The sequence below is a fragment of the Acidovorax sp. FJL06 genome, assembly GCF_003852545.1.
Classification (GTDB): domain Bacteria; phylum Pseudomonadota; class Gammaproteobacteria; order Burkholderiales; family Burkholderiaceae_C; genus Acidovorax.
The window spans coordinates 20,874-34,097 of the sequence record NZ_QAJR01000009.1 but is presented as its reverse complement, the minus strand read 5'-3'; the positions used below and the strand labels follow the sequence as shown (position 1 = coordinate 34,097).

12 protein-coding genes are annotated in these 13,224 nt (G+C 68.2%); 9 read left to right on the top strand and 3 right to left on the bottom strand.

Features of this window, described 5'->3' with window-relative positions:
- Window positions 1–90 precede the first annotated feature (90 nt).
- Window positions 91–963, top strand: a complete 873-nt coding sequence (locus DBV10_RS05365) for a LysR substrate-binding domain-containing protein (protein ID WP_124511384.1) — start codon at window positions 91–93, stop codon at window positions 961–963.
- A gap of 51 nt (window positions 964–1,014) precedes the next feature.
- Here DBV10_RS05365 and DBV10_RS05360 read toward each other — a convergent pair whose 3' ends face one another.
- Window positions 1,015–1,212, bottom strand: coding sequence for a hypothetical protein (locus tag DBV10_RS05360; protein ID WP_124511382.1), 198 nt, complete (start codon window positions 1,210–1,212; stop codon window positions 1,015–1,017).
- A gap of 107 nt (window positions 1,213–1,319) precedes the next feature.
- Window positions 1,320–2,024, bottom strand: coding sequence for a glutathione S-transferase N-terminal domain-containing protein (locus DBV10_RS05355; RefSeq protein WP_124511380.1), 705 nt, complete (start codon window positions 2,022–2,024; stop codon window positions 1,320–1,322).
- Between the two features lie 93 nt (window positions 2,025–2,117).
- Between DBV10_RS05355 and dapF the strand changes: the two genes are divergently transcribed.
- The 4 genes from dapF (at window position 2,118) to lepB (ending at window position 5,628) form a co-directional block, all read left to right on the top strand.
- A complete protein-coding gene (gene dapF, locus DBV10_RS05350; protein WP_124511378.1) occupies window positions 2,118–2,999 on the top strand; it encodes a diaminopimelate epimerase in 882 nt (293 codons plus the stop codon).
- Window positions 2,996–3,688 carry a DUF484 family protein gene (locus DBV10_RS05345; protein ID WP_124511376.1) on the top strand — a complete coding sequence of 231 codons (693 nt, stop codon included), beginning with the start codon at window positions 2,996–2,998 and terminating at the stop codon, window positions 3,686–3,688. The genes dapF and DBV10_RS05345 overlap by 4 nt, the downstream gene beginning before the upstream one ends.
- A gap of 49 nt (window positions 3,689–3,737) precedes the next feature.
- The gene (locus DBV10_RS05340) at window positions 3,738–4,706 is read left to right on the top strand and encodes a tyrosine recombinase XerC (protein WP_124511374.1); all 969 of its coding nucleotides are present in this window, start codon (window positions 3,738–3,740) and stop codon (window positions 4,704–4,706) included.
- A gap of 247 nt (window positions 4,707–4,953) precedes the next feature.
- Entirely contained in the window at window positions 4,954–5,628 is a 675-nt protein-coding gene (gene lepB, locus DBV10_RS05335; RefSeq protein ID WP_124511372.1) for a signal peptidase I, read from the top strand.
- 44 nt (window positions 5,629–5,672) lie between these two features.
- Here lepB and DBV10_RS05330 read toward each other — a convergent pair whose 3' ends face one another.
- The gene (locus DBV10_RS05330) at window positions 5,673–7,310 is read right to left on the bottom strand and encodes a methyl-accepting chemotaxis protein (protein ID WP_124511370.1); all 1,638 of its coding nucleotides are present in this window, start codon (window positions 7,308–7,310) and stop codon (window positions 5,673–5,675) included.
- Window positions 7,311–7,900: 590 nt separating this feature from the next.
- Between DBV10_RS05330 and DBV10_RS05325 the strand changes: the two genes are divergently transcribed.
- From DBV10_RS05325 to DBV10_RS05310, 4 genes are all read left to right on the top strand, one after another.
- Window positions 7,901–9,142: a class I SAM-dependent rRNA methyltransferase gene (locus DBV10_RS05325; protein WP_124511368.1), complete on the top strand. Its 1,242-nt coding sequence runs from the start codon at window positions 7,901–7,903 to the stop codon at window positions 9,140–9,142.
- A gap of 126 nt (window positions 9,143–9,268) precedes the next feature.
- Window positions 9,269–10,330 carry a GTP-binding protein gene (locus DBV10_RS05320; RefSeq protein ID WP_124511366.1) on the top strand — a complete coding sequence of 354 codons (1,062 nt, stop codon included), beginning with the start codon at window positions 9,269–9,271 and terminating at the stop codon, window positions 10,328–10,330.
- A 180-nt stretch (window positions 10,331–10,510) separates the two neighbouring features.
- Window positions 10,511–11,317, top strand: a complete 807-nt coding sequence (gene dksA / locus DBV10_RS05315) for an RNA polymerase-binding protein DksA (RefSeq protein WP_124511364.1) — start codon at window positions 10,511–10,513, stop codon at window positions 11,315–11,317.
- Window positions 11,318–11,363: 46 nt separating this feature from the next.
- A complete protein-coding gene (locus DBV10_RS05310; protein WP_124511362.1) occupies window positions 11,364–13,118 on the top strand; it encodes an STAS domain-containing protein in 1,755 nt (584 codons plus the stop codon).
- Window positions 13,119–13,224 lie beyond the last annotated feature (106 nt).

The following is a 13,224-nucleotide window of genomic DNA, read 5'->3' as shown; positions in this document are numbered from 1 at the left end:
CGATTGTCGAAACGGAAGAAGCAACAGTCCAATATATTGTTTGTCTTGATTTAGACTTTAAAAATATCAATTGCCCAAGGGGTTATCACCATGGAGCTGCGGCACCTGCGGTACTTTGTCGCCCTGGCCGAAGAACTGAGCTTCACGCGCGCCGCCCAGCGCCTGCATGTCTCGCAGCCGCCGCTGAGCCTGCAGATTGCCCAGCTGGAGCAGGAGCTGGGTGCCCAGCTGTTTGTGCGCACCAGCCGGCGCGTGGAGCTGACGCTGGCGGGCCAGGCTTTTCTGGCGGAGGCGCGCGCGGTGCTGGAGCGGCTGGACGCGGCGCGCCAGCGCGTGGCGGCCATCGGCCGGGGGCAGGCGGGGCGCATCGAGGTGGGGCTGTCGGGCTCGCATTTCCTGGGGCCGTTTCCGGCGGCGCTGGCGCGTTACCGGCAGAGCCACCCGGGGGTGGACGTGGTGCTGCACGAGATGCAGCCCGCGCTGCAGCAGGCGGCCCTGCGCGACAAGCGCATTGACGTGGGCATTGCGCGCACGGCGGTCAACGACGACAGGCTCGCGAGCACCCTGCTGTGGCCCGACCCTGTGGTGGCCGCCCTGGCGCCGGGCCACCGGCTGGCGGGGCGCAAGGCGCTGGCCTTGGGAGACCTGCGCAGCGAGCCCTTCGTGATGCTGCGCCGTGATTCGTCGGCCCACGCCGAGCACATGGTGCAGTGCTGCGTGCAGGCCGGCTTTGCGCCCCGGGTGGCGCAGACGACGGTGGAGCTGGCCGCCGTGCTCAGCCTGGTGGCTGCGGGCCTGGGCGTGGCCCTGGTGCCGTCTTCGCTCGGTGCGCTGTTCGCTCAGCGCGTGGTGTTCAAGCCCCTGGGCGCCAAGGCGCCGCGCGCCGACGTGCATGCTGTGCAGCGGCGTGACGATGCCATCGGTGTGGTGCCGGAATTCGTGCGGATGGTGTCAGGGGGTTGAGGCGGGCCCACCCTTCTGCCGAAGGCCCTGCCCGTGCTGCACGGCGCTGCGTCAGCGCAGCGCGCGCAGCTGCTGCAGGCGCTGCAGCACGGCGTCGATGACGGCGTTGGCGCCCTCCACCTCGCAGCTCCAGAGCATCTCCAGCAGTTCGATCAGCGCGATCGCGTTGTTCTCCTGCAGCGCTGCGCGCGCGGCGGCCTGCAGGTTGTGGGTGTCCAGGTCATCCAGAACGTCTACGGTCAATCCCATGGGGTACTCCCTGTTTTTTTGAGGAGGCCCATCGTAGGTGCGGGGCGGCCTGCCATCCGGCCTGCGGGCCTGATCGACATCAAAGGCGCGTGAGAAATTGCCCCAGGTCAAGCCCGTGCCGGAATCGCCAGCCCCCGGGCCACGGCCGGGCGGGCCACGAAGGCGGCGAGCACGCGCTGCACTTCCTGGTACTGGCTGAACTCCACCAGCTCGCCCGCGCCGTAAAAGCCCACCAGGTTGCGCACCCAGGGCCAGATGGCGATGTCGGCAATGGTGTAGGTGTCGCCCATCACCCAGGTGCGGCCCGCAAGGCGCTCGTCCAGCACCTTGAGCAGGCGCTTCGATTCGGCCACGTAGCGGTCGCGGGGGCGCTTGTCGTCAAAGTCCTTGCCGGCAAATTTGTGGAAGAAACCGAGCTGGCCGAACATCGGGCCCACGCCGCCCATCTGCCACATCACCCACTGGAGGGTCTCGTAGCGCGCGGCGGCGTCGTGGGGGACCAACTGGCCGGTCTTGTCGGCCAGGTACAGCAGGATGGCGCCGGATTCGAACAGCGCCAGCGGCTGGCCGCCGGGGCCGTTCGGGTCGAGGATGGCCGGGATCTTGTTGTTGGGGTTGAGCGAGAGGAATGCGGGCGAGGTCTGGTCCTGGGTCTCGAAGCTCACCAGGTGGGGCTCGTAGGGCAGGCCCAGCTCTTCGAGCGCAATCGACACCTTCACGCCGTTGGGCGTGGGCAGCGAATACAGCTGCAGGCGGTCGGGGTGCTCGGCGGGCCATTTGTGGGTGATGGCAAAAGCGGAAAGATCGGTCATGCGCGGTTCCTGAAAAGCCGGGGGGACGAAGGGAGTTGCGAAGCCTACGCCCGCGCGCGGTTTGGCGCAGGGCCGGGGCCATAATCCCTTCCCATGCAGATTCGCTTCACCAAAATGCAAGGCGCGGGCAACGATTTCGTGGTGCTCGACGAAACCTTGGGGCCCCTGGGGCTGACTGCGGCGCAGTACCGCTTCCTGGCCGACCGCCACTTTGGCGTGGGGGCCGACCAGATCCTCACCGTGCGCCCCTCCCCGGCCGAGGGCATCGATTTTGAATACGTGATCCACAACGCCGACGGCGGCGAGGTGGAGCAGTGCGGCAACGGCGCGCGCTGCTTTGCGCGCTTTGTGCACGACAAGGGCCTCACGGGCAAGGACCAGATCCGCGTGCAGACCCAAAGCGGCGTGATCGCGCCCCGCCTCACGGGCGATGGCCGGGTCACCGTGGACATGGGCCGCCCGGAGTTCGACCCCGCCAAGGTGCCGTTCGATGCGGCGGGCCTCACGCCCGTGGCCCAGGGTTCAGGGCAAAAATGGCCTCTTGCGCTGGATGGGCAAGCGCAAACAGCTCCTGTTTTGGTAGCGGTGGCCTCCATGGGCAACCCGCATGCCGTGCAACTGGTGGACAACGTGGACACCGCGCCCGTGGCGCAGACCGGCCCGCTGATCGAGCGCCATGCGCGTTTTCCGCAGCGCGTGAATGCGGGCTACCTGCAGATCGTGGACCGCCGCCATGTGCGCCTGCGTGTGTTCGAGCGTGGCGCGGGCGAGACCCTGGCCTGCGGCACCGGCGCCTGTGCCGCCGTGGCCTCGGGCATCCGCCTGGGTCTGCTCGACCCCGAGGTACATGTGGACACGCGCGGCGGGCGCCTCACCATTGCCTGGAGCGGCCAGGAGGCCGATTCCGTTTTCATGACCGGCCCCGCCACCACGGTGTTCGAAGGCCAGATCGACATTCCTGACACCCTCGTATGACGACCTCCCACATCCCACCGATCACCGAAGACGACATCGCCCAGTTTCTGACCAACACCCCCGGCTTCTTCGAGCGCCACGCCGAAGTGCTGGCCAGCGTGCAGATCACCAGCCCCCATGGCGCGCGCGCCGTGAGCCTGCAGGAGCGCCAGGCCGAGATGCTGCGCGAGAAGATCAAGGGCCTGGAGCAGCGCATCATGGAAATGGTGCGCAACAGCAACGAGAACACCGCCATCGCCCACAAGGTGCACCAGTGGACCGGGGAGCTGCTGCGGGTGAAGGACCCGTTCGACCTGCCCCAGGCCGTGGTGGATGGCGTGCGCACCCTGTTTGACGTGCCCCAGGCCGCCGTGCGCGTGTGGGACGTGGCCGGCCCCTACATCGATGCCGACTTCACCCAGGGCGCGAGCGACGATGCGCGCGCGTTTGCCTCGTCGCTGACCATGCCCTTCTGCGGCCCCAACCTGGGCTTCGAGCCCGCAGGCTGGCTGGCGCACGGGGCGGGCGAGCCCGCCCAGTCGCTGGCCCTGCTGCCGCTGCGCGCGGGCGCCATCGACAGCGCCACGCCCGCGTTTGGCCTGCTGGTGCTGGGTTCGCACGACCCGCAGCGGTTTGACGCCACCATGGGCACCGACTTCCTGTCGCGCATGGCCGAGCTGGCCAGTGCGGCGCTGCTGCGTTTGAGGTAGCACCGTCCCGCAGCGCGCAGAACCCGGCGGCGGCTCTTCCACGGCACCCATGTCTGCAACGCCTTCTGCCCCGGACCCGCAGGTGCTGCGCTACCTGGAGCATGTGCGCGTCGAAAAGCGGCTGGCCGCGCGCACGCTCACGCTCTACACCCTGGACCTGGACCGGCTCGCGCAGCTGGCGGCGGGGGTGAACGTGCCGCTGCTGCAGCTCACCAGCGCCCACATCCGCCGCTTTGTGGCGCAGATGCACAGTGCGGGGCGCAGCGGGCGGGGCATTGCGCTCATCCTGTCGGGCTGGCGCGGCTTTTTTACCTGGGCCGGGCGGCAGGGGCTGATTCCCCACAACCCCGTGCAGGACGTGCGCGCCCCCAAGGCCCCCAAGCCCCTGCCCAAGGCCCTGGGCGTGGACGATGCCGTGCGCCTGGCCGAGTTTGACAACACCGGCGCCGACCCCTGGCTGGAGGCGCGCGACGCGGCCATGGTCGAGCTGCTGTACGGCTGCGGCCTGCGCGTGGGCGAGCTGGCGGGGCTGGACGCCATCCCCAGTGCCGACACCCAGCGCCTGGGCCGGGGCTGGGTGGACCTGCAGGCGGGCGAGGCCCATGTGTTCGGCAAGGGCAGCAAGCGCCGCAGCGTGCCCGTGGGCCGCGCCGCCACCGAGGCGCTGCAGGCCTGGCTGCAGCTGCGGGCCGCGCCATTTGGCGGCGAGGGCTCGGCGCGGCTGGATGCCGCGCTGTTCGTGGGCCAGCGTGGCAAGCGGCTCACGGCGCAGTCGATCTGGCTGCGCCTGCGCCAGCGCAGCCAGCAGGCCGGGCTGACCACGCCCGTGCACCCGCACATGCTGCGCCATTCGTTCGCCAGCCACCTGCTGCAAAGCAGCGGCGACCTGCGTGCGGTGCAGGAGCTGCTGGGGCACGCCAACATCACGACCACGCAGGTCTATACGCGGCTCGATTTCCAGCACCTGGCCAAGGTGTACGACGCGGCCCACCCCCGGGCACGGCGCAAGCCCCCCTGAGCGGCTGCGCCGCTTCCCCCGGAGGGGTGCGCACCCTGTGGCCTGGCACAGCCAGCTCCACGGGGGCGCTGGTGCGGGCTGCCCGCGCTGCGGGCGTGGAGGTCGCTGCGGTGGGCCTTGGGCACTGATGCGGCCGCTTTGTGGGGGCCTGGCGGTGGTGCGGGTCGCCAAACGCCGCGGAACCAAGAGGCCGGTGGCGCATCCGAGCAAGGGGCGCTTGCTGTGGAGCGTCTTGGAGTGTGCTGACATGCTGCTGAAATGGATCAAATCGAACCGTGGGTTCCTCGTGCTGCTGCTGTGCTTTGGCCTCTTTCGCACAGCGGTGGCCGACTGGAATCCCATCCCCTCAGGCTCGATGCGGCCCACGCTGCTCGAAGGGGACGTGGTGTTTGTCAACCGCCTGGCCTATGACCTCAAGCTGCCGCTCACCGACCGGGTGCTGGCGCGCCTGGGCGAGCCCGAGCGGGGCGACGTGGTCACCTTTTCTTCGCCGCTGGACGGCACGCGGCTCATCAAGCGCATCGCGGCCCTGCCCGGCGACACCGTGGAGATGCGCGACGAGGTGCTGTACCTCAACGGCGAAGCCGCGCGCTACGAGGCCCCCGAGGCCGTGACCGAAACCCTGGTCGAATGGGGCAGCATCCAGGTGCCCGCCACCCGCTGGACCGAACACTTGCAAGGCCATGAGCGGCGCGTGCAATGGCTGCAGGGCGTGACCGCGCACCGCAGCTTCGGCCCCGTCACCGTGCCCGAGGGGCAGTACCTGGTGCTGGGCGACAACCGCGACAACAGCGCCGACTCCCGCTACATCGGCTTTGTGCCGCGCCACCTGCTCATCGGCCAGGCACAGCGCGTGCTGGTGTCGGCCGACATCCTGGGCGGGTGGGTGCCCCGGCTGGAGCGCCTGGGCAAGGCGCTGTAGCGGCAGCGGCCGGACGAGGCGCCAGGGCTCGGCGCCGGGGGCCGTCAGCCGGCCACCAAGGCATGCTTGCCGTGTCCCAGCAGGGGGCGGCGTGGTGGCTGGTGGGGCAGTGCCGGGCGGTCCTCATAGACCTCGGGCAGCTTGAAGGTGGCCACGGTGTCCACCAGCTCCCCGGCCTGCTGGTTCAGGCTGGCGGCGGCGGCGGCCATTTCCTCGACCAGGGCGGCGTTCTGCTGGGTGGCATGGTCCATCTGGGAGACGGCCTCGTTGATCTGGTCCACCCCCGCACTCTGCTCGGTGCTGGCGGCGCTGATCTCGCCCATGATGTCGGTCACGCGGCGGATGGAGGCGACCACCTCGCCCATGGTCTGGCCGGCGCGGTCCACCAGGGCAGAGCCCGCTTCCACGCGCTCCACGCTGGCGCCGATCAGGCCCTTGATCTCGCGCGAGGCCGCCGCCGATCGGCTGGCCAGCACGCGCACCTCGGTGGCCACCACGGCGAAGCCCCGCCCTTGCTCCCCGGCGCGGGCGGCCTCGACGGCGGCATTGAGCGCGAGGATGTTGGTCTGGAAGGCGATGGAGTCGATCACGCCGATGATCTCGGTGATCTTGCTGCTGCTGTCATTGATGTCCTTCATGGTGCGCACCACGTCGGCGACTGCGGCCCCGCCCTGCATGGCGATGGTGGTGGCGCTTTGCGCCAGCTGGTTGGCCTGGCGGGAGCTGTCGGCGTTTTGGCGCACGGTGGCATGGAGCTGTTCCATGGACGCGGCGGTTTCCTCCAGTGCGCTGGCCTGCTCCTCGGTGCGTGAAGACAGGTCGTGATTGCCCTGGGCAATCTGCTCCGAGGCGCTGGCCACGCTGACCGAGCTTTGGTGCACCATGGCCACCATGGCGGCCAGGCTGTCCTGCATGCGCTTGAGCTGTGCCATCAGGCTGGTGGTGTCGCCGGGCTTGAGGTGGATGGCCACCGTGAGGTCGCCGTGGGCCACGCTGCGCGCCAGCGCGGCGGCGGTGCCGGGCTCGGTGCCCAGCTGGCCGATGATGCTGCGCGCCACCAGGTAGCCAAAGCCCAGGGCGAACAGCACACCGGCCGCGATGGCCAGGGCCACGAACATCCGGGTTCTGGCATAGGACTCCACCGCCTGCTCGTAGGCCATGCGGGCGGTGTCAAGCTGCACCTGCACCAGGGCCCCCAGCACATCCTGCAAGGGGTCGAGCGCGGGGTACATCTCTTTCGCCGCATAGGCGGTGAGGCCGGCCTGGTCCTTGCTGCCGATCAGGCCTTCCAGTACGCGCACGGCGCCATCGGCCCGGGGCTGCAGCTCCTTGAAGCGCGCGGCCAGCCGCACCTCGTCCGGCACCAGTTCGGTGGCCAGGTAGGCGCTCCAGTTGTCGCTGATCTCCTTCTTCGCCCGCCCGATGGAGTCGAGGCCTTGCTGGGACGTGAGGGCGCCATCGCGCACCTTGTGCGCCGTGTCCACCACGTTGACGGCGTAGGCATCCGACACCAGCTTGATCTGCTTGAGCGGTATCACGCGGTCCTGGTAGACCGTGTTCAGTCCGGCGTTGGCGCGCTGCATGCCTGCCAGGCCCACGCTGCCGATCACGGTGGTGAGCAGGCACAGCGCGGCCAGCAGCAGCGACAGGCGGGTGGCGATTTTCAGTTGGCTGAAGTTCATGAAGACTCTCCTGGACGCCGGCCGCGCGCGGGGCGCATGCCGTTGGTATGGGGTGTCGGATGCATTCCCACCCGGGGCCAGGCCGGCACGGCGGTGGTGGGCGGAAGGGTTTTGGCCTGGCGGGCCAGGGCGGCCTGGGCCCGGTGTGCCTTGGGGGCCGTCGCTATCTCAGGCAATGCGGGGCGCTGCGTTCAGTGCGGCGGGTCGGCACCATGGGCGGCATGGCCGTGGCGCCACGGGGGCGGGCTCTTGCGGCCTGGCGGCGGCCAGGGGGCGATCTTCTTCGGGTCGTTGAAGCGCATGGTGGTGCAGTTCCTGGTGGGTTGTGCGACCGCTGGGAGTCTGGGCGGCAGAAGGCATCGAAGCGAAACGCGCGAGACCGGTTTATCGCGCGTTGCAGCCGATGCTCCTTTTGCCGCGCAGACTCCCAGTTGACTGACCGCTGGTGTATCACTCGCCGCAGATCTGGCAAGCGTTTTTTGACCCGGGTCAATCCTGGGTGGGGCCGCCCCGGGGCTTGCCGCGCGCGGCCCTGGATGTTTTTGGCGCATCTGTTTGGCTGCCCGCCAGCGTCTTGCGACAATCCGGGCATGAAAACCCTTCGCCTTCGCCCTGGCAAAGAGCGCTCGCTCTTGCGCCGCCACCCCTGGATCTTTGAATCGGCCATCGCCAAAGGCGGCGGCGACAGCGGCGAGACCGTGCGCGTGGAGTCGCACGAGGGCCAGTTCCTGGCCTGGGCCGCGTTCAGCCCCAGCTCGCGCATCCGCGCGCGGGTGTGGAGTTTTGACGAGGCACAGCGCATTGATGCTCCGTTTTTTATAGCTGCTTGCGCACGTTCTATCATCGCCAGAGCCCGTTTTGATGTGCAAAGCGATGGGGTACGCCTGGTGCACGGCGAGTCCGACGGCCTGCCGGGCCTCATCGTGGACCGCTATGGCGACACGCTGGTGGCGCAATTCACCAGCGCGGGCACCGAGCGCTGGAAGGATGTGATCGCCGACGCGCTGCTGCGCGAGACGGGCCTGGCCAAGCTGTACGAGCGCTCGGATGCCAGCGTGCGTGCGCTGGAAGGGCTGCAGCCCGCCACGGGCTGGCTGCGCGGCGGCACGCCCGCCCAGGCGGGCGACGCACCGCCCCCGCTGGAGCTGACCATCCAGGAGCACCAGTGGCGCCTGACGCTCAACATCGCCGAAGGCCATAAGACCGGCTTCTACCTGGACCAGCGCGACAGCCGCAAGCGCTTTGCCGACTACGCCCGGCGCCTGGGCTTTCAGCGCGTGCTCAACTGCTTTTGCTACACGGGCGGCTTCAGCGTGGCTGCGCTGGCGGGCATGCGCGCCGCCGAGGCCGCTGGGGGCACGCCGGGCGGGCAGGTGATCTCGATCGACTCGTCCGGCCCGGCCCTGGAGCGGGCGCGCAACCATGTGGCGCTCAACGGCTTTGATCTGAACCGGGCGAGCTTCATGGATGCGGACGTGAACGCCTCGCTGCGCCAGTTCCTGAAAGAGGGCCAGCGTTTTGATGCCATCGTGCTCGACCCGCCCAAGTTCGCCCCCACGGCGGCGCATGCCGAGCGCGCCGCGCGGGCCTACAAGGACATCAACCGGCTGGCGCTGCAACTGCTGTCGCCGGGCGGGGTGCTGTTCACCTTCTCGTGCTCGGGCGGCATCAGCGCCGACCTGTTCCACAAGATCGTGGCGTCGGCTGGGGCCGATGCCGGGGTGGACGGCTTCGTGCTGGAGCGCCTGGGTGGCGCGCCCGACCACCCGATGACGCTGGAGTTCCCGGAAGGGGAGTACCTCAAGGGTCTGGTCGTGATGCGCAAAGGGTGAACGCGGCGGCGCCCGGCAGGGGCTTGACAGCCTCGGTACACTGAAAAAGCGCCCCCTGTGCGGGGCCCTGCAGCCTGCGGCACCGGGCTGCAGCGCAAGCATTTGATCCCCTTGAAAGACAGATTTATGGCACTGATCCCCGTCACCATCCTCACCGGCTTCCTGGGCTCGGGCAAAACCACGCTGCTCAAGCGCCTGCTCTCCGAAGCCCACGGCCAGAAGATCGCCGTGATCGAGAACGAGTTCGGTGAAGAAAACATCGACAACGACATCCTCGTGACCGAGTCCAAGGAGCAGATCGTGCAGATGAGCAACGGCTGCATTTGCTGCACCATCCGCGAAGACCTTCGCGAGACGCTGCAGCTGCTGGCCGCCAAGAAGCGCAAGAACCTGCTGGAGTTCGACCGCATCGTGATCGAGACCACGGGCGTGGCCGACCCGGGCCCGGTGGCGCAGACCTTCTTCATGGACGAAGAGATCGCCGAGACCTACCTCATCGACTCCATCATCACCCTGGTGGACGCCAAGCATGCACCCCAGCAGCTCAACGACCGCCAGGAGGCGCGCCGCCAGGTGGGCTTTGCGGACCAGATCTTCCTGTCCAAGACCGACCTGGTGAGCGCCGAGGAAACCGATGCGCTGGTCCACCGCCTCAAGCACATGAACCCGCGCGCGCCCATCAAGGCCGTGCATTTCGGCGAGGTGCCGCTCAAGGAGGTGCTGGACCTGCGCGGCTTCAACCTCAATGCCAAGCTCGACATCGACCCCGACTTCCTCAAGGAGGAGGGGGATGGCCATGACCACCACGACCATGACCACGAACATGGCGAGCACTGCAGCCACCCCTCGCACCAGCACGACCATGGGCATGGCCACCACCATCACCACGACGATGATGTGAAGAGCTTTGTCTACCGCTCGGACCGTCCGTTCGACCCGGCCAAGCTCGAAGACTTCCTTGGGGCGATTGTCAACATTTATGGCCCGCGCATGCTGCGCTACAAAGGCGTGCTTAATATGAAAGGCACCGAGCGCAAGGTGATCTTCCAGGGCGTGCACCAGCTCATGGGCAGCGACCTGGGCCCCCAGTGGGCCGAGGGCGAGCCAAGGACGAGCAAGATGGTCTTTATCGGCATCGACCTGCCCAAGGACATCTTCCTGCAGGGGCTGGAGCAGAGCCTGGTCTGACCCCCTTCGCCGGTGCCGGGGCGGGTGGTTGCGTCCGATCTGTGTTGTATCCGCAACGTTTCCGTTTGCGGCAGCCCAGGTCGATACAATCGCGCCCCGGTAAAACCACCCAAGGCTTGCCACCAGTCCCGGGCCGTGAGAGCGGCCAAGGGCCCGCCCGTACAGCGAGGAGACCAGGAAGTGAAAGCCGACACCAGCAAATCCAAGGGGGCCGCCAAGGCAGCCCCTGCCGCGGCAAAAAGCTCTGCCGCCCCTGCGGGCACCAAGGCGACTGCCAAGACGGCCGCTGTTCCCAAGGTGGCTGCTGCAGCACCCAAGGCGGCCGCCAGCCCGGCGGTGGCAGCCCCCGCCGCGGCCCCGGTGCACGAGGCGGGTTTGCAGGTACCCGTGCGCACAACCCGGCCTTCTTCCCGATTGGCCCAATTGACCGTACCATCCATGGCACAGGCAGTGGCGTCCACCGCTGCCAAAGCCAGTTATTTACATACCATGCCCACGACCGCGCAAGCGCAGCCCACTTTCACGGCTGCCAAAAAAGACCCCAAGCTGGCGAACAACTGGAAATCCAAGTCCGCCGCCGAGCTGACCGATGCCGAAGTCATGGCCATGCCCGACAGCGAGTACATGAACGACAAGCAGATGGCGTTTTTCCGCCTCAAGCTCGTTCAGCTCAAGCAGGACATCCACAACAGCGCCGGCGAAACCACCGAGCACCTGCGTGAAGACACGGTGGTGGTCCCCGATCCTGCCGACCGCGCCACCATCGAGGAAGAGCACGCGCTGGAGCTGCGCACCCGCGACCGCGAACGCAAGCTGCTCAAGAAGATCGAGCAATCCATCGCCCGCATCGACGCGGGCGACTATGGCTACTGCGACGAAACCGGTGAGCCCATCGGCGTGGGCCGCCTGATCGCCCGCCCCACGGCCACGCTGTCGCTGGAAGCGCAGCAGCGCCGTGAACTCAAGCAGAAGATGTTCGGGGACTGATCTCGCCACGGTTGGACGATCACCACGCGCATCTGCACCCTGAGCCATGAGCAAGGAAGAAACCACCCCCGGCGGCCTGCTATCGAAGGTGGTTCGGTTCGTGAAGAATCCCACCGTCAACTGGACGGAGCTGGACTCCATCCAGGACGACCGGGAGAGCCAGTACAGCAAGCAGATGCTCAAGGAGATGATCGAGCGCAAGCGCCGCAACGACTTCGTGCGGCGCCGCGAGTTCGATCAGCTGCGCAAGCTGCGCCAGCGTGAAGTGCTGCAGGGCCAGCGCGTGGAAGACGCCGCGGGCCGGCCCTCGTTCTTCCAGAGCAGCATGGCCTCGCCCGACGAGCGCGCCGTCACGCTCAAGAAGATCGACGAGATCGAGGCGCAGATGTCGCAGCAGTGGTGGAAGAGCAAGCAGGGGGCCGATGCGCCCACCCAGCCCGGCGTGATGCCCGAGTCCAGCACGGAGCCCTCCGACTCTGCCCATGCCAGGGCCTATGCCCCCACCGCGCCCGGCAGCCTGCCCGCGCCGCTGGACAACAAGGCCGCCGTCCAGCCGCTGTTTGCCGACGACAGCATGGCCATTGGCAAGTTCGGGGGCACTTCCGCGCAAATGCTCGCGGACAGCCGCCACCCCGTCGAGGCGTCCTTCAGCCCTGCGGCCCCTGCGGCAGCGCCCGCACCCGCATTCGAACCGGAGGAATTCGTGCACGAACCCGATCTAGAAGAAGCCGCCATCCGGTTTGCCAATGGAGACCATGTGGGGGCCGAGTCCGGTTTGCTGGATGTGCTGGCCCAGCACCAGCAGGACGAGCCCGAGCAGCAGCTCGAAATCTGGATGACGCTGTTCGACCTGTACCGCGCCACCGGGCAGCATGACCGTTTTGACGCGCTGGCCATCGATTTCGCGGCCCAGTACAGCCGTTCGGCACCGCTGTGGTTCTCGATACCCGAGCAATTGGGCCTGGTGGCAGCGGCCGTGCCTGCGGCGGGTGCGGTGGAGGCCGTGCCGGCGCCCGCCATGCGCCGTGATTTCAGCTGGAATGCGCCGCCCTCCCTGGCGGTGTCGTCCGTGGCGGCCCTGCAGGCCTCGCTGGCGCGCGCTGCGGCGCCCTGGACGCTGTCCTGGTCGCGCCTCACGGGCATTGAAGAGGCGGCCGTGCCCTTGCTGGCCGACCAGATCACCCACTGGGCCGACCGCGAAGGCCAGCTGGTGTTTTCGGGGGTGGAGAAGCTCAACGCCCTGCTCGAAGCCAAGACCCAGTCGGGCGACCGATCCAGCAGCCCCGAGTGGTGGCGCCTGCGCATGGCCATGATGCGGCTCATGGGCAAGCCCGATGAATTCGAGCTGGTGGCGCTGGACTACTGCGTCACCTACGAGGTCTCGCCCCCATCCTGGGTGTCGCCACGCTGCGGGTATTCCGACAACGAAGGCGTGTCCTCCGGGGCGGCGCCCCTGGCGGCCGACAGCGACTTCATGGCCTCGGACCTGGGCGAGTTGTCCGCGCCCGCGCCGCTGGACGCTGGGCCGGTGGCGCAACTCAGCGGCCACATCGACGGCGATGCCACGCCGCTGCTGCAGCCGTTCGAAGCCTTCCTGCGCCCAGGAGCGCCGTTGACCATCGCCTGCGACAAGCTCATCCGTGTGGATTTTGCGGCGGCGGGGTCGGTGCTCAACTGGGCGGCCGACCAGCAGGCGCATGGCCATGTGGTCCAGTTCCACAATCTGCAGCGGCTGGTGGCGATTTTCTTCAACGTGATCGGCATCAACGAGCACGCCTGGGTGGTTCCGCGGAAGAATTGACTCCCCCTGAGTCGCTTCGCGCCTTCCCCCTGAGGGGGACGCCCCCAGTGCACGCAAGCGAAGCGCCGCATCCGCGGCTTGGCGGCCCTTGCACGGGGCACTGACC